This window comes from Microvirga sp. CF3062 (assembly GCF_036314045.1).
In the GTDB taxonomy this organism is placed as follows: Bacteria; Pseudomonadota; Alphaproteobacteria; order Rhizobiales; family Beijerinckiaceae; genus Microvirga.
On the sequence record NZ_JAYGGN010000001.1, the window covers coordinates 326,669 to 352,545 of the forward strand.

Below are 25,877 nucleotides of genomic sequence, written 5' to 3' on the forward strand. Positions count from 1 at the left end.
TCCTAAGCTGTTCTTTCAAATTGATGGATTGTGATGATTCCCGTTGTTGAAACCAAAGCCGTGTCCGACGATGTCGCCTCGGCGTTCGATGATTTCGCCCGCGCCTTCGAAGCCTTCAAGGATGCTAACGACACGCGCCTGTCCGAGATCGAGACCAGACTCACGAGCGACGTGGTGACGGACGAAAAGCTCGTCCGCATCGACACCGCCCTCGATGACGCCAAGCGCCGTCTCGACCGTCTCGCCCTCGACCGCTCCCGCCCGCCTCTGGGAGGCGGCACTGACACCCCGCGCGACCCGGCCCAGGCCGAGCACAAGGCGGCGTTTCACTCCTATGTCCGCACCGGCGAGGCCGCTGGCCTCAAGCGGCTGGAGGAGAAGGCGCTCTCGGCAGGCTCCGGCCCCGATGGCGGCTATCTCGTGCCCGACAATGTCGAGCGCGAGGTGCTGCGCCGTCTTTCCAATGTATCGCCGATCCGCGCCATTGCGTCGGTGCGGGTGATCTCAGGCGGGCAATACAAGCGCGCCTTCTCCACCACTGGCCCTGCCACCGGTTGGGTGGGCGAGACGGCAGCGCGGCCGCAGACGGCAAGCCCCACGCTCTCCGAGATGAGCTTCCCAGCCATGGAACTCTACGCCATGCCGGCGGCCACGCAGACCCTGCTCGACGATGCGGTGGTCGATATCGACAGCTGGATCGCCGAGGAAGTCGAATCCGCCTTTGCCGAGCAGGAAAGCACAGCTTTCGTCAACGGTGATGGCGTCAACAAGCCGAAGGGCTTTCTTGCCGCCGATACCGTGGAGAACGAAATCTGGGAATGGGGCCGCCTCGGCACGGTGAATACCGGCGGCGCGACCTTCCCGGTCGAGAACCCGTCCGACGTGCTGGTGGACCTGATCTACACGCTGAAGTCCGGCTACCGCCAGAACGCCGCTTTCGTGATGAATCGAAAGACGCAGAGCGCGATCCGCCGCTTCAAGGACGACAACGGCCAGTATCTCTGGGCGCCGCCCGCGAGCATCGGCCAGGCGGCAACCCTCATGGGCTTCCCCGTGGTCGAGGCTGAGGACATGCCGGATATTGCGCTGAATGCTTGCGCCATCGCGTTCGGCGACTTCAAGCGCGGCTACCTCATCGTTGACCGCACGGGCATGCGCGTGCTGCGCGACCCGTATTCCGCCAAGCCCTATGTGCTGTTCTACACCACCAAGCGTGTGGGCGGCGGCGTGCAGGATTATGCGGCGATCAAGCTGTTGAAGTTTGCAGCGTAGAGAAGTGTCGCGCTTGCTCTCCTCCCCCTTGTGGGGAGGAGTTGGAGGTGGGGGTGTTGGCGCAAGACCTTCACAGGCTATCGCTCACACCCCCACCCTTAATCCCTCCCCACAAGGGGGAGGGAACACGCGTTGCATCAATTTCCCGTCCACACGCCGTTGAGGCTCTGCATGTTGCCCAAGATCCAGCGCAGGTGCTCCACCACCGGAGTCACTGCGGTGAGGCCGCCGCATGCGGTCGGCCTGGGCGAGCGCAAGGCGCCGCTGGACCAACTCGTAATGCCGTAGAGCTGATAGCCGCTCGATGTGGCGGCGAGGATCGGCCCCCCTGAATCGCCGCGGCAGGCGCCGGCCCCCGTGGTCTCGGCGAGCCGGTTCCTGTCGGCGACGATGAGAACGCGGTTCGCGACCTCGATGGGGCCGAGTGACACGAGATTGGTCTGGCGCAGCGTCCGGGCCGTGCCCCGGGCCCGCTCCGAGAGCACGCCGTATCCGGCAATCGTCACCTGATCGCCCACATCGATGCGTCCTGCCTGAGCCGGGTCGAGAGCTAAGAAGTCGGGACCGAGGGGGCGGTCGAGTTTGACGACAGCGAGATCGATGCCGGGCTGCGTGCGCGGCGTGGTGCCGGGCACGAACGTCGGATGGATCGCGAGCGCGGCGACGTTGAAGCGCTGGGGCCGGAGGGCCCGGTTGAGCGCGGTGACGCGATAGGCGGCGCGGTCGATCACGCAATGGGCTGCCGTCAGCACGAGATCGGGCCCGACGATCACGCCCGAGCAGAGCTCGCCGAGGGAATTCTCGATGGAGACCACGGAGCGGCGCAAGCCGTTCGGATCCCTGGAGGTGGAGCCCTGCAGGATGGCCCAGGCCGGGCTTGCAATGAGCGTAAAGGCAGCAAGAGCGAGGATCGGCAATGCGCGCATGGAATGATGATGCCGTGAAGGAGGGACCTTTTTGAGGCAAGACGTCTGCAACGAGGATAGTTCCGTTACATTATGAATTTCTAAAACCCGTTGCCGCTCCACAACGCCGCTCGGTTCCAGCCCTTCAGGATCCTGTCGATCCATTCGCGCTGCGGTCCGACGAGGATGCCCTGCGTCAGGCCTCCGCAGCTTCGGCCCTTGGCCGGCGCTGCCCAACTTGTGATCGCCGCGACCGTCGCTCCGGACGCCATCGGCCCGCCGGAATCCCCTTGGCAAGCGCTGGCCGATCCGGATCCTTCGGCCCAGAGCAGGATCCTGCTCGGTCCATAGGGCTCGACGGCGGTCAGCGACGCGGTGCGGAAGGTGCCGGTGCTCTTGGCGTCGCCTTCGCGGGCAAGACCATAGCCGCCGACGGTCACGAACGTGTTCTCGGGCACCTTCGCGGCGCTGAGCGTCGCCCGCTCGAACCGCGCGGGCAGGGGCTCGGGAAGACGCACGAGGGCAAGATCGATGGAGCGCTTGCGCGTCTCGATGGCTTTCGCGTTGTAGCCGGGATGAGCGGTCTTCGCGGCGGGCACGATCAGCACGGGCTCGCCGCCCTCGTCGCGGAAATGGACCCGGTGCTCGGCAGCGCCCGTGACGCAATGGGCGGCGGTGAGCACCACATCCGGCGCCAGTACCACGGCGCTGCACACGCCGCCGTTCGAACTCAACACCATCACGCTCTGGCGCGACAGCGGACCCTCATCGGGCTGGCCGCCGACGATGGCGTGGGCGCCTGTCGCGGACAGCGACAGCGCGAAGCAGAGCGTGATCAGACGTTTCATGACAGCACAAGGATCCTTTGTTCCGATGATTCCCATATTCGTCAGCGGCCCCGCCGTCGAGCCCATCGCGCTCGCCGAGATGAAGGCCTATCTGCGCGTCGATGAGGACGACGCCGCGCAGGATGACCTGATTTCAGGCCTCATCAAGGCGGCCAGGCTCACGATCGAGGCGGCGTCCCGGCGGATCCTCATCGAGCAGCATTGGCGCGTGGTGCTCGACCGTTGGCCCCGCGACGGAGTGGTGCTGCTGCCGCTTGCCCCGCTCATCGCCGTGGATGCGGTCAGGATCACGGATGCAGCAGGCGTGGCCACCGAGTTGCCGGACGATGCCTTCGAGGCGGATGCCTTGAGCGACCCGCCGCGCATCGTCGTTGCAGATGCGCCGGAGCCGGGAAAGTCCTGCAACGGCATCTCCATCGCGTTGCGCGCCGGCTTCGGCACGGCGGCGGAGGCGGTGCCTGCAACCCTGAAGCTCGCTATCCGCATCCTCGTGGCGCACTGGTTCGAGAATCGCGGCGACGTCTTGGGCGAGCAGATCCTGCCGTCCGAGGCGCTGGCTCTCGTGGCGCCGTTTCAGCGGGTGCGGCTTTGACGATCATCCTCCACTGTCATCCCCGCGCAGGCGGGAATCCATAACCACGGCGCATCAAGTAGGGGCGATCAGCGTCACGCCTCTTCTTACACCGTCAGCGGTTATGGATCCCGGGCTCCGCTGCGCGGCCCCGGGATGACACCATCCTCGTCATGGCCGGGCTTGTTCCGGCCATCCACGTCTTTCTTGGCTCGACCTCCTCAGGATGAGGTCGAGAGTTCTTCAATCGGGCACTGCCCCATTCAAAGACACTTCCATGAAAACCAAATCGATTTCCATCGGCGCGCGGTCGCGCCAGTTCGTGCTCGAGTTACCGCTGGAGCGGCCCGACGGCTTCGGAGGCGTCATCCGCTCCTATGCGCCAGGGCCGCAACTCTGGGGCGCCATCGAGATGCTCTCAGGCCATGAGCGCGTGCGTGCCGACCGGCCCGAACAGAGCCTGACGCACCGCATCACCCTGCGCTATCGCGAGGGTGTGACGGGCGCCATGCGGCTCACCGCTGGCCTGCGCCGTTTCGCTATTCGCGCGGCCTCCGATCCGGACGGGTCGAAGCGCGATCTCGTCTGCCTCGTCGAGGAGGTGAGGGCATGACGAGCCCGGTCCTTGCCCTGCGCCGCGCGATCGTCGACGTGGCCTCAGGAGACGCGGAACTCCGCGCGCTTATGGGCGGATCTTTACGCCTCTACGACGAGCCGCCGCGCGGGGCCGAACCGGTCTATGCGCTCTTCGGCGACGTGAAGGCCGAGGACTGGTCCACCGATCTCGACCGCGGCCATGCGCAAAGCGTCGATGTCGTGATCTGGTCGGAGAAGGGTGGCGCGCGTACGGCGTTGATGGTTGCGGATCGCTTCTTCGCGATCCTCGACGATGCATCGCTCACCCTCGACGGCCACCGCCTCGTCAACCTGCGCGTCACGGAGCTCACCTCCGTCCGCGACAAGGATTCCGGCCTCGCCCGCGTCAGCTTAAACCTGCGCGCGGTGACGGAGGTGCTGTGATTCTCCCTTCCCCTTGCGGTGAGGAGCAGGGGCGGGTGGTAAAGTCAGAACACTGCGCATTGTCACGGCTGCACTATAGCAAAACCATGTCATGGCCGGGCTTGTCCCGGCCATCTCGATCAGAAAAGCGAAGAGCCTCAAACAATCGGGATCACCGGCACAAGGCCGGTGATGACGTGGTGAGTGCTGGATGAAGTCCTCACCCGGTTGGACCACACCCAACCGGCCGCTGCGCGGCACCCCCTCCCCACAGGGGGAGGGAAGAGCGCCCCATACAAATTTCTAAATCTACTCAACCAACATAAGGACATCCCATGCCTGCTCAGAAGGGCAAGGATCTGCTCATCAAGATCGGCGACGGCGGCAATGCCTTCGTGACTGTGGCGGGATTGCGCACGCGCCAGATCGCCTTCAATTCCGAGACCGTCGACGTGACGCACGCGGAATCCGCCGGGCGCTGGCGCGAGCTTCTGGCCGGCGTCGGCGTGCGCCGCGCCTCGATCTCCGGCTCCGGCGTGTTCAAGGACGAAGCCTCCGATGCACGCATGCGCCAGGTCTTCTTCGACGGTGACATTCTCGCCTACCAGATCGTCATTCCCGATTTCGGCCGCATCGAGGGCCCGTTCCAGATCACGAGCCTGGAATATCGCGGCGACCATGCGGGCGAGGTGACGTTCGAGATGGCGTTCGAATCCGCCGGCGCGCTCGCCTTCGTGGCCATCTGACCACTGTCATCCCCGGCGCACGAAGTGCGGGAAGGGGGTCCATGGCACTGACGGCGTGAATGGATTCCCTTCCCCTTCGCTGCGCTCCGGCCGGGAACGACACCCGACAAAGAGGAAAGAAACACATGCCCAACAGACGACGGGGCGAGGTGGCGCTGCAGCTCGGCGACACGCGCTACACCCTCTGCCTCACCCTCGGCGCCCTCACGGAGCTGGAGGATGCCTTCGGCGTGCAGGACCTCATGGCGCTCACGGAGCGCTTCGGCACCGGGCGCCTGTCGAGCCGTGACCTGCTCACGTTGCTCGCCGTCGCCTTGCGCGGCGGCGGTCATGCGATGAGCGACGCGGAGGTGGCGAGCTTGCCGCTGCACGACGGTGTCGAGCCCGTGGCGGCGGCGCTGGCCGATCTTCTCGTCATGACCTTCGGCGGAGGTGAGGCAACGCCAAACCCTCCGTTATCCCAGGAGGCGAGCGCGAGCCATGCGCCTTCCCCTGGGACGATGCGCTGACGCTGGCATTAGGGATCTTGCGATGGAGCCCACAAGACTTCTGGCGCGCGACGCCGCGCGAGCTGCTGTCGGCCTGGGAAGGATTGCATGGCGGGCGAAGAACGGAGCCCGTTTTACGTAGAGACCTCGGGCGATTGATGACGGCGTTTCCGGATGAGCGCGGCTTTACGGAAAGAGGGATCGGTTGAACACAACGCCATTGCGCCTGAGGCATTCAACTTTACGATCTTCCTTCATCTCGTCCCGCTCCCGAGAGGATGGGCGTCCGGCGGCTGCATTGCGGGCCTCCTCCTCACATGACGCCGATAGACGCTCCCACTCGTTATCCGAGATCCTCAGTCTTCCGACGAAGGTCGCTCCTCTTAGCTCGGCGCACATGATGAAGATTTGCCTCCAGGTATATTCGAACGCCGTCTTTGGATTGGCCGATGCAGTCGCCTTTTCCGCATCATAAGCGCATTCTTTCTGGATGCGGCTCCATTGGTCCGAACTGAGCCCGGGTATCTTGAAGTAGAACGAAGTGGGCGGAGTGCTGACACAGGCGGCCAAGGCACTCGTCAGGAGCATGCAAAGAGATGTCCGACGAAGCATGCCGAGCTTTGTCGTGCGTTGCTCGGGTAATAAGACCGATCCGGTGTCCATTGCGCTTCGATCTTTCAAAGTTCGTGACCCTTGGCCTTCATGCTCGCCTTGAAAAACTGTTGAGCGCGGTACTCCGAGGCTGTGCGAGGCGGTGCCGTATAGATGATCCTCAATGCATCGGAATAGCACTCGTCGATAGCCTTGTTGACACGAGGGTCGGACGTTCGCGGCAACTCCATGTCGTGGCGTGACTGCGCACGCCCAGCCAAACCAATGACGGTTAGGGCTGAGACGCACATTTGAATATGTTTGATGGTTATTGAGGCTCATATGACGGACAAGGACTTGCAGAAGATAGACGATCCATTGGGCAAAAAAGGCCAGACGGATCGCCAGCTCAATACCCTCATCGGCCTCTCCGAACGGTTTGGTGAATCCCTCTCCAATGCTTTCGCCAAGAACATCTCGGAAGGCAAGAAATTTGATAACGTTCTAAAAGACGTACGCAAGTCATTCACAGAATTCGCGCTCCGCTCGGCGATGGCTCCACTACAAATGGCGCTCAGTCGTGGTCTGCAAACACTGATGGCAGGTTTGTTCGGCAATTCGCTGCCGATGGGGCCTGATCTGTCAGGCGCAGGGCAAAGCCTAAGCGGCGGGCTGTCGTCTCTTCTCGGTTCTCTGTTTGGTGCAGGCGGTCCCGCTCTCGCCAAAGGCGGCGTGCTTTCGCGCGGCATGCTGATGCCGTTCGCCAAGGGCGGGGTGGTCGGCGCTCCGACTTACTTTCCGCTCGGGCGCGGTCTCGGCCTCATGGGCGAGCAGGGGGCAGAGGCCGTGATGCCGCTGGCGCGCGGGTCGGACGGGCGGCTCGGCGTGCGGGGCGGCGGGGGAGGGCGGCCGGTCTCGGTGACCGTGAACGTCACGACCCCGGATGCGGAGAGCTTCCGCCGCTCCGAGGCGCAGGTCTCCGCCGCGCTCGCCCGGGCGGTTGCGCGGGGCCAGCGCGGGATGTGAGGGCGCTCAGGCGCCGGTGCCCTCGATCATCGCCATGATCTCGTCCTTGATCTGCAGGCGGCGGCGCTTCAGCTCCTCCTCGACATCCTCGGGCTTGGGCTCCACCCGGGTCTCGATCCGGTGAATGGTGCGGTTCAGCTCGTCGTACTCGTCATAGAGCCGCGCGAAACGGTTGTTGCTCGTCTTCAGCTGGTGGATCCGGTCGACCTTGTCCGGGAAATCCTGCGCGAGGTCGTTGGGAGCATTGCTCATCGCGGGCCGCCTCCGTGTTGAATGGCTTGCGCCTCGTCAACGCCACCCCGGTTCTTTCGTTTCAACCTTTAGGATGTCCCCATGGCCTCAGACTTCCACGAGGTCCGCTTTCCGCTCGATGTCGGCCTCGGCAGCCGGGGCGGGCCGGTACGGCGGACCGATATCGTCACGCTCGCGTCGGGCCGCGAGCACCGCAACAGCCGCTGGGCCGGCTCGCGCCGCCGCTACGATGCGGGATTGGGCGTCAGGACCGTCGATGCCCTGCACGCGGTGATCGCCTTCTTCGAGGAGCGGCGGGGCCGGCTCTACGGCTTCCGCTTCCGCGACCGCACCGACTGGCGCTCCGGCCAGCCCTCGCGGGAGCCGACGCCGCTGGACCAGCTTATCGGCACCGGCACCGGCGCGGAGCGCAGCTTTCAATTGGTGAAAGCCTATGGCTCCGCCTTCGCACCCTACACCCGCACCATTGCCAAGCCGGTCGGCGGCACGGTGCGGGTGGCTGTGAACGGGGTGGAGCAGACGGTGGGCTTAGGCTTCAACTGCGATCCTGCCACGGGGATCGTGACCTTTGCCGCCGCGCCGCCCGCCGGCGCCGTCATCACGGCGGGCTTCGCCTTCGACGTGCCGGTGCGCTTCGATACGGACGAGCTCGACATCGACCTCTCCACCTTCGACGCCGGCGGCATCCCGCAGATCCCGCTGATCGAGATCGTTCCTTAGGCTCTCACGCGTCATCCCTGACAACCGCAGGCGGGGAAGGTAAGCCTCTCCCGTCATCACCGGCCTTGTGCCGGTGATCCCGGTTGTTTGAATCGCCTCGCCTTTCAGTATCGGGATGGCCGGCACAAGGCCGGCCATGACGTGGGGGGTAGGACATCAGACATCATCATCGATACCATCCGAGCCTTTATCTCCATGCGCACCATCCCTGAAAACCTCGCCGCCCATCTGACCGAGGGAGCGACGACGCTGTGCCATTGCTGGCGCCTCATCCGGCGCGATGGCACCGCTTTCGGCTTCACCGACCACGACCGCGATCTTGCCTTTGGCGGCACCACTTACGCCGCTCGCTCGGGGCTGGAGGCGGCGGAAGCGACAGTTGAACTCGGTTTCGCGGTCGGCGGCGGCGAGGTTGCCGGCGCGCTCGTCTCCGCAGGGTTGACCGAGGACGACATCTCGTCCGGCCTCTACGACGATGCGAGCGTGGAGACCTGGCTCGTGAACTGGAGCAACGTGGCCGAGCGTGTGCTGCTCGACATCGGCTCCATCGGCGAGATCCGCCGCGCCGACGGCAGTTTCGTCGCTGAGGTGAGAGGCCTCATGCACCGCTTCGACGAAGAGCGCGGGCGGCTTTTCCGCGCCACATGCTCGGCCGATCTCGGGGATGGGCAATGCGGCGTCAACCTTTCCGCTTCCGCCTATTCCGATACGGGCACGGTGACGCGCACCGACGGTGCGTTGAGCATCGCGGCGTCCGGCATCGGCTTCGCGGACGGATGGTGCAATGCCGGCAAGCTCACGTGGCTCACCGGCGACAATGCAGGCGTGTCCGTCGAGATCAAGGTGCATCGTGCCATCAACGGCACGGACGAGTTCGACCTGTGGCAGCGCGCGCCTCAAGCCATCAAGATTGGCGACACATTCCGCGTGACGGCGGGCTGCGACAAGACCCATGCCATGTGCCGCAGGAAGTTCGACAACGTCGCGAACTTCCGCGGCTTCCCGCACATGCCCGGCAACGACTTCATCATCCGCATGCCGCAGCAGGGCGAGCCGGGATTGGATGGCGGGAGCTTCTTTCGGTGAAGATGGACGCTTTTGCCTCTCCCTTGTGGGGAAGGGCAGGGGTGGCCTGGTGCAATCAGGTGAGCGAGTAAACCAGCTAGCACGTCTCCCTCTCCCATGTGGGAGAGGGTTGGGGTGAGGGAAGGCCGGTGCAGTATAAGGTGCTGTGTCGTCCATATTGTTACGGATGCAATGGTGCTTTGCTGGTGAAGTGCCACACCCTCGCCCCTGCCCCTCTCCCACACGGGAGAGGGGATACTGTAGCAGCGCTCGCGGTTTTGCGCCCGGCGCAGCGCCCGACTTTCTGCCCCACCCTCGATCTCTCCCCGCGAGGGGAAGGGGAGCACCATCATGCCCAAACCCCACTTCATCATCACCGAAGCCCGCTCCTGGATCGGCACGCCTTATCGTCACCAGGCCTCGCTGAAAGGCGTCGGCTGCGATTGTCTCGGGTTGCTGCGCGGCGTGTGGCGCGGGGTCATGGGGGCGGAGCCGGAACTGCCGCCGCCGTACTCGCCCGATTGGGCGGAGGCCGGAGCCGATACGCTGGTCGCCGCCGCGCGAAAGCATCTCGTCGAGATCGACCTTGCGCATTTCGCAGCCGGCGACGTGCTGCTCTTCCGCTGGCGCGACAACCTGCCGGCCAAGCATTGTGCCATCGCGACCTCGCCCGACACCATGATCCACGCCCATGACGGCGCGGTGGTGGCCGAAGTCGCGTTCCGTCCCTGGTGGCGCCGCCATCTCTCCCATGCCTTTCGTTTTCCGGATGCACCCTGATGGCCACCATCGTTCTTCAAACCGTAGGCTCGGTCGTAGGCGGCATGGTCGGCGGGCCGATTGGCGCCATGGCGGGTCGTGCGCTCGGGGCTCTCGCGGGTGCGGCCATCGACAACGCGCTCTTTTCCGGCAGCGACACCAAGTATGTGGAAGGTCCGCGCCTCAAGGACATCGACGGGCTCACCTCCACGGAGGGCGCGCCGATCCCGCGGGTCTATGGCCGCGCGCGCATCGGCGGCCAGCTCATCTGGGCGACGCGCCTGGAGGAGGTGGTGAACACGAGCACAGACCGGGGTGCTCAAGGCGGCAAGGGCATGGGCGGGCCGAAGACCGTCACCACCACCTATTCCTATTTCGCCAATCTGGCCGTGGGCCTGTGCGAGGGGCGCATCGCGTTCATTCGCCGGGTCTGGGCCGATGGGCGCGAACTCGATCTGAGCACGCTCACCATGCGGGTGCACAAGGGCAGTGAGACGCAAAATCCCGATCCGCTGATCGTCGCCAAGGAAGGCGCGGATCATGCACCGGCCTATCGCGGCTTGGCCTACGTGGTGTTCGAGCGCCTGCCGCTCGCCGAGTTCGGCAACCGCGTGCCGCAATTCTCCTTCGAGGTCGTGCGTCCCGTCGACGGGCTCAACCGTATGGTCCGCGCCGTCTGCCTCATCCCCGGCGCGAGCGAGTTCGGCTACGACACGCAGGCCGTGATGCAGGTGCTCGATCTCGGCAAGACGCGGCCGGAAAACCGCCACCAGTTGCAGCGCGCGAGTGACGTTGCGGCGTCGCTGGACGCCCTGGAGGCCTTGTGCCCGAACCTGAAGCGCGTCTCCCTCGTGGTAAGCTGGTTCGGCGACGATCTGCGCGCCGGCTCGTGCCTCATCGAGCCGCGCGTGGACGTGAAGACAAAAACCACCGATGGCGCCGCGTGGTCCGTGGCCGGGCTGACGCGCGAGGGCGCGAAGGCGGTCTCGCTCGTGAAGGGGGCGCCGGCCTATGGCGGCACGCCGTCCGACGAATCCGTGATCCGGCTGATCCGAGATTTGAAAGATCGCGGCCTGGAGGTGGTGCTCTATCCCTTCGTGATGATGGACGTGCCTGCCGGCAACAGCCTGCCCGACCCTTACGGCGGCACTGGGCAGCCGGCCTATCCCTGGCGCGGGCGCATCACCTGCCATCCGGCACCCGGGGAGAGCGGTTCGCCCGATGGGACGAGCGCTGCCGCCACGCAGGTGAACCAATGGTTCACGCGCAGTGACGGCTTCAACCGCTTCGTGCTTCACTACGCTTCGCTGGCGGAGCAGGCGGGCGGCGTCCACGGCTTCATCTTGGGGAGCGAACTCGTCGGCCTTACCCGCGTGCGCTCCGCATCGGGCGTGTATCCGGCGGTCGCGCGGCTGCGGGACTTGGCGCAGGATGTGCGCGCGATCCTTCGCGCTTCGACCAAGATCGTCTATGCGGCGGACTGGACCGAATACGGCGCCCATGTGCTGGGCGGGGGCAGCGAGGTGCGCTTTCCCCTCGATCCGTTGTTCGCGAGCAGCGCCATCGACGCGGTCGGGATCGACTACTACCCGCCGATCTCCGACTGGCGCGACGGCCCGGCTCATGCGGATCTAGCCAGCACGCGCAGCATCTACGACTTGGACTATCTGCGCACGCGGCTCGGCAGCGGCGAGGCCTTCGACTGGTACTACGCCAATGCATCGGAGCGCGCGGCGCAAACACGTCGCCCGATCACCGACGGCGCCACCAACAAGCCGTGGGTCTTCCGTCAGAAGGATCTCGTCTCCTGGTGGTCGAACCGGCATGTGGAGCGCGTCGGCGGCGTCGAGACCGGCGCCACCGCGTGGCAGCCGCAATCGAAGCCGATCTGGCTCACCGAGATCGGTGTGCCGGCCGTGGACAAGGGGCCGAACGGACCGAATGTCTTTCCCGATCCGAAATCGTCGGAATCGGCTTATCCGCCGTTCTCCCGCGGCGTGCGCGACGACCTCGTGCAGGCACGCACCCTGGAGGCCATTTTCTCGCGCTTCGATCCCGCGCAGAGGGGTTTCTCGCCCGAGTACAATCCTGCCTCGTCGTCCTACAGCGGGCGCATGGTGGACCCGGACAATGTGTTCGTCTGGGCCTGGGATGCGCGGCCCTATCCGGCCTTTCCCGATTTCGACATCGTGTGGTCGGACGGCGCCAACTGGGACACGGGCCACTGGATCACCGGGCGCATCGAGGGCGCGACGCTCGACCGGCTGATCGCGCGCATTCTGCGCGACTTCGGCCTCAATGACCCCGGTGCCATTCCCGTCGACGGTTTCGTGGACGGCTACGTGATCGACCGGCCGATGTCCCTGCGCGGCGCGCTCGAGCCGCTGCTGCGCCTGTTCGGCATCGATGCGGTGGCGCGGGGCGGCGCGATTGCCTGGCAGGGGCGCGGCGGGCGCGCCGTGCTGCACCTGACGAAGGACGATCTCGTGCTGAACGCGGAGGAGCCCGCGCTCCGGCTCACCCGCGCCCAGGAGACCGAGTTGCCGCAGCAGGTGGAGGTGGGGTTTGCCGAGAGCGACACGGATTACCGCCGCGCGGCTGTCGCCTCCCGGCGGCTGTCCGGTTCGAGCCGCCGGGAGGCGAGGGCGGACAGCGCCGTCATCACCCACCGCGCCGAGGCACAGCGCCTCGCCGATACCTGGCTGCAGGATCTATGGGCGGGGCGCGAAGGCGCAGAGTTCGAAGTGTCGCCGCGCCGCATCGAACTGGAGCCCGGCGACGTGATTGCGGTTCCCACCGACGCTGGAGCAAAGCTGCATCGCATCACGCGGATTGCGGACGGTCCGACGCGCAAGGTCTCGACGCGCGCTGTGGAGCCGGCGGTGTTCGAGCGGCCGGGCTCCGCGATCCCGCGGCCGGTGAAGCGCCCGCCGCCGGTACCGGGCAAGCCGCAAGTGGTCGTGCTCGACCTGCCGGTGGCGCTCGGCGATCCGACGTCGCTGCAGTATATCGCAGTGGCGGCCGATCCCTGGCCCGGCGCCATGACGGTCTGGCGCTCAGGGAACGGCGCGAGCTTCACGCCGCATCGCGTGCTCGATCTGCCCGCCTTGATCGGTCGAACGAAGACTGCATTTGCTCCGGGACCGCTCTGGCGCTGGGACATGCATGCGACGCTCGACATCGAGATCTCCACCGGAGCGCTGAGCTCCATCGACGACGAGGCCGCGCTGGCCGGGCGCAACCTCTTCGCGCTGCGCGGTGCGGACGGACGCTGGGAAATTCTGTCTGCCGCGCGCGCCGAGCTGATCGGCGAGCGCACCTATCGCCTGTCGCGCTTCCTGCGCGGCCTTGCGGGCAGCGAGCCGGACGCCGACCGTATTGTTGCGGCGGGCGCCCTGATCGTGAAGCTCGACGACGCGGTCGTGCCGCTCACAACCGGGTTGCAGGATCTCGGCCAGAGCTGGCGCTACAGGGTTGGGCCATCAGGCCGCGACCATGCGGATGCCTCCGTTGCGGAGATTACTGCGACCGTGGGGCGCGAGGCGCTCAAGCCCTTGAGCCCTGTGCATGTGACGGCCCGGCGCGAACAGAGCGGCATCCGCGTCAGCTGGATCCGCCGCACACGCCGCAACGGCGACGGCTGGGAGGCTGTGGACGTGCCGCTCTCCGAGGATATGGAGGCTTATGAGATCGACATCCTCAAGGGCAGCCAAGTGGCGCGAAGGCTCACGAGCGCACAGCCTTCCATCCTCTACACGCAAGCGCAGGAGATCGCCGATTTCGGCGCCGCTCAATCGACCCTCGCTCTCGCTATCGTGCAGATGAGCGCCGTCGCCGGCCGCGGCTTCGAACGTCGCGTCACGGTTCCCGTGCGCTGAACGGCGCAATGTTTTTCTGAAAGCACAATATCCATGTCGTCGACGCCCCATCTCGCCCTGCCGCTCATCGCTGCCGCGCAGGCGCAAAAGCATGTCACCCACAACGAGGCGATTGCCTCCCTCGACGCCCTCGTGCAGCTTGCCGTCAAGGAGCAAAACCGCACTGCGCCGCCGGCCGCGCCCGAAGAGGGAGACCGCTTCCTCGTCGGGGAGAATGCCACCGGCGCCTTCGCCAGCCATGAGGGTCAGATCGCCCTGTTCGATCTCGGAATCTGGCGCTTCTTCGCGCCCCGCCCCGGATGGCGCGCCTACGTCGAGGCCGAGGACCTGGTCGTCGTCTTCAACGGAGACGAATGGAAGACCTTCGGCTCCATTCCCGACGAGATCCAAAACCTGGAGCGGCTCGGCCTCGGCACCTCCGCCGATGGCTTGAATCGGCTCTCGGCAAAACTCAACGCGGCACTGTTTGCGGCGCTTACAGTGGAAGAGGGAGGAACCGGGGATCTGCGCTTCGTGCTCAACAAGGGCACGGAGGCAAGCGTTCTCTCGCAACTCTACCAGCGCGGCTTCAGCGCGCGCGCGGAGACTGGCCTCATCGGCAATGACGATTTCAGCATCCGCGTCTCACCTGACGGAAGCCTGTGGCGCGATGCGCTCGTTATCGACCGCCGAACCGGCATCGCGTCGTTTCCCTCAGGGCTTACCAATGCGCCGCGCGCCAACCTGCTGATCAATGCAGCCTTCAGCGTGAACCAGCGCCGGTTCGCCGGTGGGGCTCTGGGGGAGGGCGTGTACGGCTTCGACCGCTGGAAGGGCGGGCCGGGCGGGTGCACCGTCACGCGCGCAACTGACGGCACCATCACGCTGACGGGCAGCATCGAGCAGGTGATCGATGGCGCACAAGCGGCGGCCGAATTCGGCGCAGCTAATCTTGCGGGCGCAACGCTGACCCTCTCGGTCGAGAATCCCTCCGGGCCGCTGCCATTTCTCATCGGCTCCAAGGCCGCCACGATCCCGGCAGGCTCCGGTCGTCAGGCGACGAGCGTGACGCTCGATGGCGGAGAGACCGGTAACATCACGTTGCGCCTGCAACCGGGGGGCGCCTGTTCCTTCAAGCACGTGAAGCTGGAAGTGGGTGCTCAGGCGACCCCCTGGAGTGCACCGCCCCTCGATATCGAGGAGTATCGCTGCCGCCGCACTTACCAGCGCCTCGCCACGACAGGCGGAGCGCCCGGCATTCTCGGCTATGTCGCGCAGCGCGTCGGCATGAACATCATCGATGCGGTGTGCACCCTGCCGGTGCCCATGCGGGCCGATCCTACGCTGCTCACCAGCGGGTTTGCCTGGCTGAATGCACCGCCTTCAGGAAATCAGGTCGGCTTCTTCAGCAACAGCAGCGCGGTCTGGGCCGCACTCTCGGGCTCGCTGACGGTAACAACCGCAACGCCTGCGAGTGCCTCGTGCGTTGTCCTAAGGTTCCGGGCCGGCACGTCGTTCACCGCGGCGGCCGGCGGCGTCGGCAATCTTCACCTCGGTTCCGACGCCTTCATCGCGCTTGAGGCCGAGCTGTGAGATCGCCCATGACTGCGTCGCGCTTCGAGAAGGCCGTCGAGATTGTGCTGCAGCACGAGGGCGGCTTCGTTCATCATCCCAGGGATCCGGGCGGTGCGACCAAATTCGGCATCACCCGCGAAACCCTGTCCCGGGTCAGGGGACGTCCCGCCTCCGTCGAGGACGTGCGGGAGCTGACCCGCGCAGAGGCAATGGCGATTTACCGGTGGCTCTATTGGGATGCAGTGCGCGCCGACGACATGCCGCCGGGGTTGGACCTCGCCGTCTTCGACCTCGCCGTGAATTCAGGCCCGGCACGGGCCGTGCGGATGCTGCAGAACGTGCTCGGGGTCACAGTGGACGGGATCGTCGGACCTGTGACCCTCAAGGCGGCCTGGCAAGCCGATCCCGCGGAAACAATCCGCCACCTCACCCGCGCCCGCCTTGGGTTTCTCGGGCGCCTCGCTGCCTGGCCCGTCTTCGGCCGCGGCTGGCGCCGGCGGGTTCTCGCCGTCGAGCAGGGGGCTCTGCGGCTGGCTTCCTCTCCACCCCCGAAATCAAGGAGTGTTTGACATGTTCGATACCAAAACCATTCTGGCCAGCCGCACGGTCTGGTCCAACCTGATCGGGCTTGCGGCTCTCGTCCTCGGGCTGCTCGGCTTCGACGGCTCGGCGCTCGCCACCGGCGCGGTCGAGGAGGCGCTGCTCCAGATCATCGCCGCCGGCAGCTTCATCGCCTCGACCCTGTTCCGGATCGTGGCCACGAAACAGATCCTGAACTAAAGGATTTTAAGGCCATTGGGCCGGTTTATCCTTCCCAACCCGGCCCTAGTTACATTCAGAATTCGTTCAGTGCGGCAAAGGCATGGTCACCTCATGCGTCTGGTTTGTCTGGTCATAGCGTTGTGGGGGGCGATGGGGGCGGCCTATGCGCAAAGCGCGTCGGCGGCCCTCGGGAACTGCCTTCCACCCCGCGAGATGCAGGAAGCCGTAGCCTCAAAAGGCGTCGTCACCCCGGCCTCCGCCGTGATGACGGCGCGCCGCCAGGTGCCGGGCGCCGACGTAGTTCGGGCGAGCCTCTGCCGTAACAGCGATGCCCTTGTCTATGTGATCATGGCCTTGCAAAAGGACGGTCGCATCGTGCAAGTGATGATCGACGGCTCCTCCGGGCGCGTGAGATCGGTGAAATAGGGAAGCTCGAACCGTGCGCCTACTTGTTGTCGAGGACGACAGAACCCTCAATAAGCAGATCGTGACTGCCCTTGAACAGGCAGGCTATGCGGTTGACACCGCCATGGATGGCGAGGAGGGGCAGTTCCTTGGGGACACCGAGCCCTACGACGCCATCATCCTCGATCTCGGCCTGCCGAAGGTGGACGGCGTGTCCGTGCTGACCGCCTGGCGCCGCGAGGGGCGCAAGACCCCGGTCATCATCCTCACCGCCCGCGACCGCTGGAGCGACAAGGTGCAGGGCTTCGATGCGGGTGCTGACGATTACGTAACGAAGCCCTTCCACATGGAGGAGCTTCTGGCGCGTGTGCGCGCCCTGCTGCGCCGCTCGGCAGGACACGCCACGAGCGAGATTTCCTGCGGCCCGGTGAAGCTCGACACCCGCTCGGGCCGCGTGGCCGTTGACGGCAATCCGGTGAAGCTGACCTCGCACGAGTACAGGCTGCTGTCTTACCTCATGCACCACATGGGGCGCATCGTCTCCCGCGGCGAGCTGACCGAGCATCTCTACGACCAGGACTTCGACCGGGATTCCAACACCATCGAGGTCTTCATCGGCAGGCTTCGCAAGAAGCTCGGCGTCGACATCATCCAGACCGTCCGGGGACTGGGCTATCTCCTCGACGCGACCCAAGCCCAAACGACCCAGGCCCAGACCAAGACGTGACCGGCCTTTCACCGCTCGTGAAACGTTTCGCCAGCCGGCCCATCGCGGTCCGCCTGGCGGTCTCCTCGGTCTTCTGGAGCTTCGTGATCCTGCTGATCGCAGGGCTGATCCTTTCGACCCTGTACCGGGACAACACGGAGCGGGCCTTCGACCAGCGGCTCCTCGTCTATGCCAACACGCTGGCCTCCAACCTCGTCGGGCCGGGCGATCCCAACCGGGATCTCGGTCCCATCGGCGATCCCCGGTTCGAGCTGCCACTGTCGGGCTGGTACTGGCAGGTGGCGCGTCCCAATGCGGCGGCGGCCGAGATCCGCTCCTCGAAATCGCTCTTCGGCGGGCAATTGCCAAGTCTGGCCGCAGGCGACGACCGGTTCGGGCAGATCCGCCGCGGCTACGGACGGGCGCCGGACGATCGCAACCTGCGGGTCATCGAACGCGACATCGACCTCGGCGAAGACGGACGTTACATCATCCGCGTGGCCGGGCCCGCCGACGAGATCGAGATGGCCGTGCGCGACTTCATCTTCGCGCTGACCGTCACCTTCGCGCTGCTCGGGCTGGCGCTCGGCTTCACCACGCTGCTGCAGATCCGCTTCGGCCTGCGGCCCCTGTCGAATCTCCGCAGTGCACTTGGCGCCATCCGGCAGGGGGAGGCGGAGCGCATCGTGGGCGAGTATCCACGCGACATCTCCCCACTCGCCAGCGAATTGAACCTGCTCCTCGACACCAACCGAGAGATCCTGGAGAGGGCCCGCACGCAAGTTGGCAACCTCGCCCATGCGCTCAAGACGCCACTCAGCATCATCACGAACGAGGCCGAGAACGCGCCCGAGGGCGTGGCCGCCAGGGTCCGCGAGCAGGCGGCCCTCATGCGCGATCAGGTCAATTACTATCTCGACCGCGCCCGTGCGGCAGCGCTTGCCGGCGCGCTCGGAACGCTGACCGAGGCCGAGCCGGTGATTGCGGGGCTCGCGCGCACTTTTGCGAAGATCTACCGCGACAAGGACCTGGAGGTGGAACTAGCGATCCCGCCGGACCTGCGGTTCCGCGGTGAGAAGCAGGACTTTGAGGAGATGGCCGGCAACCTCATCGACAATGCGGCCAAATGGGCCGCGCACAAGGTGGTGGTAGCGACCGAGATTGTCAGGGACGACGACCGGCCGCGCTTCCGCCTGCTCATCGATGACGATGGGCCGGGACTGCCGGAAGCCGCCCGGACCGAGATGCTCAAGCGCGGCCGACGGCTCGACGAGACGAAGCCCGGCTCGGGCCTCGGCCTCTCCATCGTCAGCGATCTGGCGACCCTCTATCGCGGTTCGCTCAAGCTGGATGCCTCGCCCATGGGGGGCTTGCGCGCGATCCTGGAACTCCCGGGGGACAGGAGTTCCTCTTAAGGAGGATTACGCGTGACACCGTGCCACCGTCGTGCTTGAGGAGGACACGGAGTAAATAGGACTTTATGGTGATCTGGATCGTTCTTCTGGCAATGACGGCAGCGGCCGTGATGGCTGTGCTGTGGCCGCTGTCGCGCCACTATGCCGTCGGGCGCCAGGCCAATCCGGACACGCAGTTCTATCGCGAGCAGATCGCCGAGATCGAGCGGGATCTGGCCCGCGGCACGCTTCACCCGAGCGAGGCGGAGGCCGCCAAGGCAGAGGCCGGACGCCGGCTGCTGCGGGCTACAGGCTTGCAGGCCGAAGAGGCTTTTGCTCCTGTGGGCGAGCCGGCCCTGCGCCGCCGCCGTGCCGCATCGACGCTCGCCCTGTCGATCATCCCACTTTTGGCGCTCGCGACCTACGAAATCTACGGCTCGCCCCAGTTGCTGAGCGAGCCGCCCGGCGCGCGGATGCAGCCGCAGCAGGCGGGCAGCAGCAACCTGCTCGGCGCGGTGGGCGAGATCGAGGCGCATCTCGCCAAGAACCCGCAGGACGGGCGCGGCTGGGAGGTGATCGCTCCGGTCTATCTGCGCATGGGCCGCATCGAGGATGCGGTGAAGGCCTATGAATCGGCCATCCGCTATCAGGCGCCCGATGCCGCCCGCTTCGCGAATTACGGCGAGGCCCTGGTGCTTGCCAAGGACGGTCTGATCTCGGCCGAAGCCCAAGCAGCCTTCGAGCAGGCGGTCAAGCTCGACTCGAGCACGCCCAAGGCCCAGTTCTATCTCGCCCGCGCGGCCGTGCAGGACGGCCAGACCGACAAGGCCAAGACGATCCTCCAGAACCTGCTCGCCTCCTCGCCAGCCGACGCGCCGTGGACGGATGCGGTGAGGCAGGAACTGGCGGCGCTCGGCGCACCACAGTCCGCGGCAGCCACGGCCGGGACCCCGCAGATCGGCCCGGAGGCCATTGCCGGCATGGTGACGGGGCTTGCGAGCCGTCTCGAAGCCCAAGGCGGTTCTGCCGAGGAATGGGCGCGGCTGATGCGCTCCTATGCCGTGCTGGGGCAGCGCGACAAGGCCGCCGAGGCTGCCAAGCGCGCCCGTGAGGTTCTGGCGCAGGATACCGAGGCCTTGAAGACGATCGACACGATGGCCCAGGAACTGAAACTAACCGACGCTCAGCCATGACGAGAAAACAACGCCGCCTCACCCTCATCGGAGTTGCCGGATGCGTCCTCGCGGTCGCACTCGGGCTCGTGCTCTATGCCATGAATGACACGATCGTGTTCTTCAACTCGCCGGCCGATATCCAGGCGAAGAGCGTGCAGCCGGGCACGCGCATCCGCCTCGGCGGCCTCGTCAAGGAAGGCTCGGTGCAGCGCGGCGCCGACCAGCAGATCACCTTCGAGGTCATGGATGCGCAGGCCGTGATCAAGGTGAACTACAAGGGCCTGCTGCCCGACCTGTTCCGCGAAGGGCAGGGCATCGTGGCCGAGGGTATTCTGGAGAGCTCGAGCGTTTTCCGGGCCGACTCGGTTCTCGCCAAGCACGACGAGAATTATATGCCGCGCGAGGTGGCCGATGCGCTGAAGAAACAGGGCCACTGGCAGGGCGAGGCCAATGCCGCGCCCAAAAAGCAGTAGCAAGGGAGAACCCTCGTGGTGGTCGAGGCCGGACATTTCGCACTCGCGCTAGCCCTGGGCCTGTCGCTGATTCAGTTCCTGGTGCCGCTCTGGGGGGCACGCGCCAACGATCCCGTGCTGATGGCCGTGGGGCCGACGAGCGCGCTGGCGGTGTTCGCCTGCATCAGTTTCTCGTTCCTGGCCCTGACCTTCGCCTATCTGAACTCCGACTTCTCGGTGCTCAACGTGGTGCAGAACTCGCACTCGGCAAAGCCGCTGATCTACAAGATCTCCGGCGTGTGGGGGAACCATGAAGGCTCGATGCTGCTCTGGGTGCTGATCCTCGCTTTGTTCGGCGCTGTCGTGGCAATCTCCCGCAACAGCATCCCCATGCGGCTGCAGGCGAACACGCTGGCCGTTCAGGCGGCCGTCACCATCGCGTTCCTGCTGTTCATCCTCACCACGTCCAATCCCTTCACGCGCGTAGTTCCGGCAGCGCTTGAGGGGCAGGACCTGAACCCGCTGCTGCAGGATCCCGGCCTCGCGATCCATCCGCCGCTTCTCTACATCGGATATGTAGGCTTCTCGATCTCGTTTGCCTTCGCCTGCGCGGCCCTGATCGACGGGCGCATCGATGCGGTGTGGGCCAGGATCGTGCGCCCGTGGACGCTTGGTTCCTGGACGTTCCTGACGCTCGGCATCGCCATGGGGTCCTATTGGGCCTATTACGAGCTCGGCTGGGGCGGCTGGTGGTTTTGGGATCCGGTGGAGAACGCCTCGCTGATGCCGTGGCTTGCCGGCACGGCGCTCGTGCATTCCACCGTGGTAATGGAAAAGCGCGATGCGCTCAAGGTTTGGACGATCCTGCTCGCCATCCTGACCTTCTCGCTCTCGCTGCTCGGCACCTTCCTGGTGCGCTCCGGCGTGCTGACCTCCGTTCATTCCTTCGCGGTGGACCCTGAGCGCGGCACCTTCATCCTCGGCATCCTGATCCTGTTCATCGGCGGCTCGCTCGCGCTCTTCGCCTGGCGCGCACCGATGCTCAAGCAAGGCGGCCTGTTCGCGCCCGTCTCCCGCGAGGGCGCGCTCGTGGTCAACAACCTTTTTCTCGCCACCGCCTGCGCCACCGTGCTCATCGGCACGCTCTACCCGCTGGCGCTCGAGGTGCTGACGGCTGAGAAGATCTCCGTCGGCGCGCCCTTCTTCAACTTCACCTTCCTGCCGCTGATCGTGCCGCTCCTGCTGCTCCTGCCCCTCGGGCAGACGCTCGCCTGGAAGCGCGGCAACTTCCTCGGCACGGCCCAGCGACTCTATGCCGTGTTCGGCATCTCGCTCCTGGCCACCATCGTGCTGTTCGCCGCCACCTATGGCGGTCCGGTGGCAGCGCCCCTCGGCATCGGGCTTGGGCTCTATCTGGTGCTCGGCTCGATCAACGAGATCGCGACCCGCGCCTGGGCAAAGGGGACGCCGCTCTCCGTTGCCTGGCGCAAGGCGCGGGGCCTGCCGCGCTCGGCCTGGGGCACGGCCCTCGCGCATGCGGGCGTCGGCCTCACCGTGATCGGCATCGCCGCCACCGCCTGGGGCGTCGAGGCCATTGGCAGCCTGAAGATCGGCGAGCGCCTGAAGGGTGGCGATTATGAGGTGCGGCTCGAGCGGGTCATCCCGCGCGTTGAGGCCAATTACCGTGAGGAGGCGGCCGTCCTGACGGTGTTCAGCTCCGGCCGAGAACTCGGCACGCTGGAGACCATGAAGCGGCTCTACGTGACCCGCGGCATGCCGACCACGGAGGCCGGGATCCTGACCGTCGGCCTCGGCCAGGTCTATGCCAGCATCGGCGACACGCAGCCCGACGGATCCGTCGGCGTCAGGCTCTACCACAAGCCCCTGGTCCTGCTGATCTGGATCGGCTCCCTGGTGATGGCGATCGGCGGCGGCATATCCCTCACCGACCGGCGCCTGCGCATCGGCGCTCCGGTTCCCGCCAAGGCGGTGCCACCTCATGCGGTTCCTGCGGAGTAGGCCATGCGCTTCGTCCTCGCCCTCATCGCATCGCTTCTGTTCAGCGCCTCGGCCTTTGCCGTTCAGCCAGGCGAGGTGCTGAAGGATCCGGCGCTCGAAAAGCGCGCTCGCGAGATCTCGACGGGTCTGCGCTGCCTCGTCTGCCAGAACCAGTCCATCGACGATTCCGACGCCCAACTCGCCAAGGACCTGCGCCTCCTGGTGCGCGAGCGCCTCGTGGCTGGTGACACGGATGACGAGGTGGAGAACTTCCTTGTCCAGCGCTACGGCGAATTCGTGCTGCTGAAACCCAGTTTCGGCACGCATACGTTGCTGCTGTGGCTGACGCCGGCCCTTGTTCTGGTGTTGGGTGGAATGGGTGCCTATGCCGCCTTGAGACGTCGCCCGCAGCCCACCGCGGCAGCCTTGGACGACGGGGAGCGTGAAGCGCTGGAGACTCTGCTCAAGCATGATCAGAGCACTTGAACCATCAAGCACGCCTGATCTCATTCAAAGCATGTAGGGACGTGAAACTTTCCTTGTTCGTGAGAGCTTAGTCCGCTCGCATTAGGTCCGTATTCCTCAGTTGGAAACGGCGTCGCTTTTTCCAGTGATCATGCCAATTTGTCGCTGTGCCAAACCGCCAAGCTAGTGATATCGGGCCGTCAATCTCCTGATATTTCCTGCGAAAGGAACGGTCGTGAAAGCTGCGGCCTTTGGATTGGGTGTTATCCTTCTCGTTCTCCCTTTCGCGGCACGATCCGACGAAAATCTCGTCGCCAAGCGTGAGGCTTGTCGTCAGGAGGCGAGGCTTGCAATTGCTCCTAAGGGAAAGATCGGCGTCGACAGTTTCCGGCGGATCGTGGAGCGGCGCGTTTCGCATGTGAGCCAATGCATGGACCGTGCTTTTGTCGCTCGTAAGGATGCGCCGCTCCCACCCAGGAGGGCGCTCGGCAATGCACTGGACAGGGATCAGGCGCCCGCCACCGGCTCGGTTCGGAGCGCCTCGGCCAACCCCACCGAAAGTGCCGGCCTGCGAAAGCTAAAATCGGCTTCGACCGGAATTTTCAAAGTGAAGAAACCCGGCCACAAGCAGCTCAGGCGCTCGTTCCGCAGGAGCAAGTGAGAGACGGCGCTGTTCGCCTGTCCCGAAACCTTACCAAGATTTCATCTGCGGGTGAGGGTACCGTAAGGCGCCAACCCCCATCTTGCTCCCATGACGAACCGACAAGGGTTCTTCGAGGAGATACAAGAGATGTTGGACAAGGTTTCCACTCCTGCCCGCAAGCGCACCGCAAAATGGCTCGGCGCAGCGGCCGTGGCTGCGTTGATCGCAGGCGGCGCCGTCGAGAGCGGTCTGGTTGCCCCCAATGCCGCCCATGCCGAGCTGCGCTCCATGGCTCAGCCGGTTCAGAATGTCCCGTCCTTCGCCGACGTAATCGAGCGCGTGAAGCCCGCCGTGGTTTCCGTGAAGGTCAAGGTGCAGAACGTGGCCGACCGCGACGATGAGGATGGCCCGCGCTTCTCGGCGCCGGACCTGCCTCCGGGCCATCCGATGGAGCGCTTCTTCCGCCAGTTCCGCGACGGCGAACGCGGTGAGCGTGGCGAGCGCGGCCAGCGCCGCGAGCAGCCCCGCCGGTTCGGCCAGTCCATGGGTTCCGGCTTCTTCGTCTCGGCCGATGGCTACATCGTGACCAACAACCACGTGGTCGACAAGGGCTCCGAGGTCGAGATCACCATGGACGACGGCAAGACGCTGGACGCCAAGGTGGTCGGCACCGACCCGAAGACCGACCTCGCCCTGCTGAAGGTCGAGGGCAGCGACTTCCCCTATGTCCGCATGGCCGGCCAGAAGGCCCGCATCGGCGATTGGGTGGTGGCCATCGGCAACCCGTTCGGCCTCGGCGGCACGGTGACGGCCGGCATCGTGTCGGCCCAGCACCGCGACATCGGCGCCGGTCCCTATGACGACTTCATCCAGATCGACGCCTCGGTGAACCGGGGCAACTCGGGTGGCCCGACCTTCAATCTCGCAGGCGAGGTCGTGGGCGTGAACACGGCGATCTTCTCGCCGTCGGGCGGCAATGTGGGTATTGCGTTTGCCATCCCGGCGAGCACGGTCGAGACCGTTATCGCGTCCCTGAAGGAGAACGGCTCGGTGACCCGCGGCTTCATCGGCGTGCAGATGCAGCCGGTGACCAAGGAGATCGCCGAGGCCATCGGCCTGAAGGAGCCCAAGGGCGCCCTCGTGGCCGAGGCTATCAAGGACGGTCCCGCGGCCAAGGCCGGCATCAAGACGGGCGATACGATCATCGCGGTCGACGGGCAGCCGATCAACGAGGCCAAAGACCTTTCCCGCAAGGTGGCCAATGTCGTCCCGGGCAAAAGCCTGTCGCTCACGCTGTGGCGTGACGGCAAGGAGCGGAGCGTGACCCTTGAGGTCGCGAGCCAGCCGAAGGGCGTCTGATCCTTCGGATAAAGCACAGGCACCAGGCTTTCTGAGTTGATTGCCCCCGACACCTGGTGTCTTCTGCCCGCGGCGGACCGGTCTTTCCCCTCCAGGGCCGGTCCGCCGACGGGCTTTTTCTTGTGGCGTGCAGGTTGATGCGGATTCTGATCATCGAGGACGACCGGGAGGCAGCCTCCTATCTCGTCAAGGCCTTTCGCGAAGCGGGCCACGTGGCGGACCACGCTGCGGACGGCCTCGACGGCTATGCCATGGCGGAAGCAGGCGACTACGACGTGCTCGTGGTCGACCGCATGCTGCCCAAGCTCGACGGCCTTTCCCTGATCCGGTCGCTGCGCGAGCAGAAGGTCGAGACGCCGGTCCTCATCCTCTCGGCTTTGGGCCAGGTCGACGACCGGGTGAAGGGGCTGCGCGCAGGCGGCGACGATTACCTGCCCAAGCCCTATGCTTTTTCCGAGCTTCTCGCCCGCGTTGAGGTTCTCGCGCGCCGGCGTGCGTCCGCACCCAATGCGGAGCCGACGGTTTACCGCATCGCCGATCTCGAACTCGACCGCCTGTCCCATCGCGTCACGCGCTCCGGCCAGGAGATCGTGCTGCAGCCGCGCGAGTTCCGGCTGCTCGAATATCTTATGAAGAATGCCAATCAGGTGGTCACCCGCACCATGCTGCTGGAGCATGTGTGGGATTATCACTTCGATCCCCAGACCAACGTGATCGACGTTCACGTCTCACGCCTGCGCGCCAAGATCGACAAGGGCTTCGACAAACCGCTCATCCACACGATCCGCGGCGCGGGCTACACGGTGCGTGTGGGCGCCGAGGGGGACGAGGAATGAGGGTGCGG

General features: G+C 65.6%; 29 protein-coding genes. 25 read left to right on the forward strand and 4 right to left on the reverse strand.

Annotated features, from left to right (window positions below; translation table 11 throughout):
* The first annotated feature begins 33 nt into the window (after positions 1-33).
* Positions 34-1,272: a phage major capsid protein gene (locus VB618_RS01590; protein ID WP_329794737.1), complete on the forward strand. Its 1,239-nt coding sequence runs from the start codon at positions 34-36 to the stop codon at positions 1,270-1,272.
* A gap of 137 nt (positions 1,273-1,409) precedes the next feature.
* On the opposite strand, the gene VB618_RS01595 is transcribed toward VB618_RS01590, so the two are convergent.
* Positions 1,410-2,198 (reverse strand): S1 family peptidase, encoded by a 789-nt coding sequence (locus VB618_RS01595; RefSeq protein ID WP_329794738.1) that lies wholly within the window; start codon positions 2,196-2,198, stop codon positions 1,410-1,412.
* A gap of 80 nt (positions 2,199-2,278) precedes the next feature.
* Positions 2,279-3,025: a S1 family peptidase gene (locus VB618_RS01600; RefSeq protein ID WP_329794739.1), complete on the reverse strand. Its 747-nt coding sequence runs from the start codon at positions 3,023-3,025 to the stop codon at positions 2,279-2,281.
* 25 nt (positions 3,026-3,050) lie between these two features.
* On the opposite strand from VB618_RS01600, the gene VB618_RS01605 reads away from it, so the two are divergent.
* The 6 genes from VB618_RS01605 (at position 3,051) to VB618_RS01630 (ending at position 6,038) form a co-directional block, all read left to right on the forward strand.
* Positions 3,051-3,617 (forward strand): head-tail connector protein, encoded by a 567-nt coding sequence (locus VB618_RS01605; protein ID WP_329794740.1) that lies wholly within the window; start codon positions 3,051-3,053, stop codon positions 3,615-3,617.
* 256 nt (positions 3,618-3,873) lie between these two features.
* A complete protein-coding gene (locus VB618_RS01610) occupies positions 3,874-4,209 on the forward strand; it encodes a phage head closure protein (protein WP_329794741.1) in 336 nt (111 codons plus the stop codon).
* The gene (locus VB618_RS01615; RefSeq protein ID WP_329794742.1) at positions 4,206-4,616 is read left to right on the forward strand and encodes a DUF3168 domain-containing protein; all 411 of its coding nucleotides are present in this window, start codon (positions 4,206-4,208) and stop codon (positions 4,614-4,616) included. Before VB618_RS01610 ends, VB618_RS01615 begins: the two co-directional genes overlap by 4 nt.
* Positions 4,617-4,930: 314 nt before the next feature.
* Positions 4,931-5,341 carry a phage major tail protein, TP901-1 family gene (locus VB618_RS01620; protein ID WP_329794743.1) on the forward strand — a complete coding sequence of 137 codons (411 nt, stop codon included), beginning with the start codon at positions 4,931-4,933 and terminating at the stop codon, positions 5,339-5,341.
* 125 nt (positions 5,342-5,466) lie between these two features.
* Entirely contained in the window at positions 5,467-5,850 is a 384-nt protein-coding gene (locus VB618_RS01625) for a gene transfer agent family protein (RefSeq protein ID WP_329794744.1), read from the forward strand.
* Positions 5,851-5,867: 17 nt separating this feature from the next.
* The gene (locus tag VB618_RS01630; RefSeq protein ID WP_329794745.1) at positions 5,868-6,038 is read left to right on the forward strand and encodes a phage tail assembly chaperone; all 171 of its coding nucleotides are present in this window, start codon (positions 5,868-5,870) and stop codon (positions 6,036-6,038) included.
* On the opposite strand, the gene VB618_RS01635 is transcribed toward VB618_RS01630, so the two are convergent.
* Positions 6,016-6,492, reverse strand: coding sequence for a hypothetical protein (locus VB618_RS01635; protein ID WP_329795128.1), 477 nt, complete (start codon positions 6,490-6,492; stop codon positions 6,016-6,018). The genes VB618_RS01630 and VB618_RS01635 overlap by 23 nt on opposite strands.
* A gap of 270 nt (positions 6,493-6,762) precedes the next feature.
* Here VB618_RS01635 and VB618_RS01640 point away from each other — a divergent pair, with 270 nt between their 5' ends.
* Positions 6,763-7,446, forward strand: a complete 684-nt coding sequence (locus tag VB618_RS01640) for a phage tail tape measure protein (protein WP_329794746.1) — start codon at positions 6,763-6,765, stop codon at positions 7,444-7,446.
* Positions 7,447-7,452: 6 nt separating this feature from the next.
* On the opposite strand, the gene VB618_RS01645 is transcribed toward VB618_RS01640, so the two are convergent.
* Positions 7,453-7,698: a YdcH family protein gene (locus VB618_RS01645; protein ID WP_329794747.1), complete on the reverse strand. Its 246-nt coding sequence runs from the start codon at positions 7,696-7,698 to the stop codon at positions 7,453-7,455.
* A gap of 81 nt (positions 7,699-7,779) precedes the next feature.
* Here VB618_RS01645 and VB618_RS01650 point away from each other — a divergent pair, with 81 nt between their 5' ends.
* The 17 genes from VB618_RS01650 to VB618_RS01730 all read left to right on the forward strand — a co-directional run bounded on the left by VB618_RS01650 (position 7,780) and on the right by VB618_RS01730 (position 25,869).
* Positions 7,780-8,418, forward strand: coding sequence for a DUF2460 domain-containing protein (locus tag VB618_RS01650; protein WP_329794748.1), 639 nt, complete (start codon positions 7,780-7,782; stop codon positions 8,416-8,418).
* 195 nt (positions 8,419-8,613) lie between these two features.
* The gene (locus VB618_RS01655; RefSeq protein ID WP_329794749.1) at positions 8,614-9,504 is read left to right on the forward strand and encodes a DUF2163 domain-containing protein; all 891 of its coding nucleotides are present in this window, start codon (positions 8,614-8,616) and stop codon (positions 9,502-9,504) included.
* Between the two features lie 330 nt (positions 9,505-9,834).
* Positions 9,835-10,263: an NlpC/P60 family protein gene (locus VB618_RS01660; RefSeq protein WP_329794750.1), complete on the forward strand. Its 429-nt coding sequence runs from the start codon at positions 9,835-9,837 to the stop codon at positions 10,261-10,263.
* Positions 10,263-14,120: a baseplate multidomain protein megatron gene (locus tag VB618_RS01665; RefSeq protein ID WP_329794751.1), complete on the forward strand. Its 3,858-nt coding sequence runs from the start codon at positions 10,263-10,265 to the stop codon at positions 14,118-14,120. The genes VB618_RS01660 and VB618_RS01665 overlap by 1 nt, the downstream gene beginning before the upstream one ends.
* Positions 14,121-14,153: 33 nt before the next feature.
* A complete protein-coding gene (locus VB618_RS01670) occupies positions 14,154-15,692 on the forward strand; it encodes a DUF2793 domain-containing protein (RefSeq protein WP_329794752.1) in 1,539 nt (512 codons plus the stop codon).
* Between the two features lie 8 nt (positions 15,693-15,700).
* The gene (locus VB618_RS01675; protein ID WP_329794753.1) at positions 15,701-16,243 is read left to right on the forward strand and encodes a glycoside hydrolase family 108 protein; all 543 of its coding nucleotides are present in this window, start codon (positions 15,701-15,703) and stop codon (positions 16,241-16,243) included.
* A 1-nt stretch (position 16,244) separates the two neighbouring features.
* On the forward strand, positions 16,245-16,454 hold the full coding sequence (locus VB618_RS01680) for a hypothetical protein (RefSeq protein ID WP_329794754.1): 210 nt from the start codon (positions 16,245-16,247) through the stop codon (positions 16,452-16,454).
* Positions 16,455-16,547: 93 nt separating this feature from the next.
* A complete protein-coding gene (locus tag VB618_RS01685) occupies positions 16,548-16,862 on the forward strand; it encodes a PepSY domain-containing protein (RefSeq protein WP_329794755.1) in 315 nt (104 codons plus the stop codon).
* A 13-nt stretch (positions 16,863-16,875) separates the two neighbouring features.
* Positions 16,876-17,568, forward strand: coding sequence for a response regulator transcription factor (locus VB618_RS01690; protein WP_329794756.1), 693 nt, complete (start codon positions 16,876-16,878; stop codon positions 17,566-17,568).
* Positions 17,565-18,962 carry a sensor histidine kinase gene (locus VB618_RS01695; RefSeq protein WP_329794757.1) on the forward strand — a complete coding sequence of 466 codons (1,398 nt, stop codon included), beginning with the start codon at positions 17,565-17,567 and terminating at the stop codon, positions 18,960-18,962. Before VB618_RS01690 ends, VB618_RS01695 begins: the two co-directional genes overlap by 4 nt.
* Before the next feature lie 65 nt (positions 18,963-19,027).
* The gene (gene ccmI / locus VB618_RS01700; protein WP_329794758.1) at positions 19,028-20,134 is read left to right on the forward strand and encodes a c-type cytochrome biogenesis protein CcmI; all 1,107 of its coding nucleotides are present in this window, start codon (positions 19,028-19,030) and stop codon (positions 20,132-20,134) included.
* Positions 20,131-20,589, forward strand: a complete 459-nt coding sequence (gene ccmE / locus VB618_RS01705; protein ID WP_329794759.1) for a cytochrome c maturation protein CcmE — start codon at positions 20,131-20,133, stop codon at positions 20,587-20,589. The genes ccmI and ccmE overlap by 4 nt, the downstream gene beginning before the upstream one ends.
* A 15-nt stretch (positions 20,590-20,604) precedes the next feature.
* On the forward strand, positions 20,605-22,587 hold the full coding sequence (locus VB618_RS01710; protein WP_329794760.1) for a heme lyase CcmF/NrfE family subunit: 1,983 nt from the start codon (positions 20,605-20,607) through the stop codon (positions 22,585-22,587).
* Between the two features lie 3 nt (positions 22,588-22,590).
* Positions 22,591-23,052, forward strand: a complete 462-nt coding sequence (locus tag VB618_RS01715; protein ID WP_329794761.1) for a cytochrome c-type biogenesis protein — start codon at positions 22,591-22,593, stop codon at positions 23,050-23,052.
* 214 nt (positions 23,053-23,266) lie between these two features.
* Complete coding sequence (locus VB618_RS01720) at positions 23,267-23,692, forward strand: hypothetical protein (RefSeq protein ID WP_329794762.1); 426 nt, start codon at positions 23,267-23,269, stop codon at positions 23,690-23,692.
* A gap of 129 nt (positions 23,693-23,821) precedes the next feature.
* Positions 23,822-25,033 carry a S1C family serine protease gene (locus VB618_RS01725; protein ID WP_329794763.1) on the forward strand — a complete coding sequence of 404 codons (1,212 nt, stop codon included), beginning with the start codon at positions 23,822-23,824 and terminating at the stop codon, positions 25,031-25,033.
* A gap of 137 nt (positions 25,034-25,170) precedes the next feature.
* The gene (locus VB618_RS01730; RefSeq protein ID WP_329794764.1) at positions 25,171-25,869 is read left to right on the forward strand and encodes a response regulator transcription factor; all 699 of its coding nucleotides are present in this window, start codon (positions 25,171-25,173) and stop codon (positions 25,867-25,869) included.
* Positions 25,870-25,877: the final 8 nt, after the last annotated feature.

Coding starts and splice junctions, on each gene's coding strand:
- ccmI (WP_329794758.1), top strand. CDS start 19,028: ATGGTGATCTGGATCGTTCTTCTGGCAATGACGGCAGCGGCCGTGATG.
- VB618_RS01660 (WP_329794750.1), top strand. CDS start 9,835: ATGCCCAAACCCCACTTCATCATCACCGAAGCCCGCTCCTGGATCGGC.
- VB618_RS01625 (WP_329794744.1), top strand. CDS start 5,467: ATGCCCAACAGACGACGGGGCGAGGTGGCGCTGCAGCTCGGCGACACG.
- VB618_RS01675 (WP_329794753.1), top strand. CDS start 15,701: ATGACTGCGTCGCGCTTCGAGAAGGCCGTCGAGATTGTGCTGCAGCAC.
- VB618_RS01685 (WP_329794755.1), top strand. CDS start 16,548: ATGCGTCTGGTTTGTCTGGTCATAGCGTTGTGGGGGGCGATGGGGGCG.
- VB618_RS01620 (WP_329794743.1), top strand. CDS start 4,931: ATGCCTGCTCAGAAGGGCAAGGATCTGCTCATCAAGATCGGCGACGGC.
- VB618_RS01635 (WP_329795128.1), bottom strand. CDS start 6,492: ATGGACACCGGATCGGTCTTATTACCCGAGCAACGCACGACAAAGCTC.
- VB618_RS01610 (WP_329794741.1), top strand. CDS start 3,874: ATGAAAACCAAATCGATTTCCATCGGCGCGCGGTCGCGCCAGTTCGTG.
- VB618_RS01670 (WP_329794752.1), top strand. CDS start 14,154: ATGTCGTCGACGCCCCATCTCGCCCTGCCGCTCATCGCTGCCGCGCAG.
- VB618_RS01600 (WP_329794739.1), bottom strand. CDS start 3,025: ATGAAACGTCTGATCACGCTCTGCTTCGCGCTGTCGCTGTCCGCGACA.
- VB618_RS01615 (WP_329794742.1), top strand. CDS start 4,206: ATGACGAGCCCGGTCCTTGCCCTGCGCCGCGCGATCGTCGACGTGGCC.
- VB618_RS01645 (WP_329794747.1), bottom strand. CDS start 7,698: ATGAGCAATGCTCCCAACGACCTCGCGCAGGATTTCCCGGACAAGGTC.
- VB618_RS01725 (WP_329794763.1), top strand. CDS start 23,822: ATGTTGGACAAGGTTTCCACTCCTGCCCGCAAGCGCACCGCAAAATGG.
- VB618_RS01595 (WP_329794738.1), bottom strand. CDS start 2,198: ATGCGCGCATTGCCGATCCTCGCTCTTGCTGCCTTTACGCTCATTGCA.
- VB618_RS01605 (WP_329794740.1), top strand. CDS start 3,051: ATGATTCCCATATTCGTCAGCGGCCCCGCCGTCGAGCCCATCGCGCTC.
- VB618_RS01655 (WP_329794749.1), top strand. CDS start 8,614: ATGCGCACCATCCCTGAAAACCTCGCCGCCCATCTGACCGAGGGAGCG.
- VB618_RS01650 (WP_329794748.1), top strand. CDS start 7,780: ATGGCCTCAGACTTCCACGAGGTCCGCTTTCCGCTCGATGTCGGCCTC.
- VB618_RS01640 (WP_329794746.1), top strand. CDS start 6,763: ATGACGGACAAGGACTTGCAGAAGATAGACGATCCATTGGGCAAAAAA.
- VB618_RS01680 (WP_329794754.1), top strand. CDS start 16,245: ATGTTCGATACCAAAACCATTCTGGCCAGCCGCACGGTCTGGTCCAAC.
- VB618_RS01715 (WP_329794761.1), top strand. CDS start 22,591: ATGCGCTTCGTCCTCGCCCTCATCGCATCGCTTCTGTTCAGCGCCTCG.
- VB618_RS01590 (WP_329794737.1), top strand. CDS start 34: ATGATTCCCGTTGTTGAAACCAAAGCCGTGTCCGACGATGTCGCCTCG.
- VB618_RS01730 (WP_329794764.1), top strand. CDS start 25,171: ATGCGGATTCTGATCATCGAGGACGACCGGGAGGCAGCCTCCTATCTC.
- VB618_RS01665 (WP_329794751.1), top strand. CDS start 10,263: ATGGCCACCATCGTTCTTCAAACCGTAGGCTCGGTCGTAGGCGGCATG.
- ccmE (WP_329794759.1), top strand. CDS start 20,131: ATGACGAGAAAACAACGCCGCCTCACCCTCATCGGAGTTGCCGGATGC.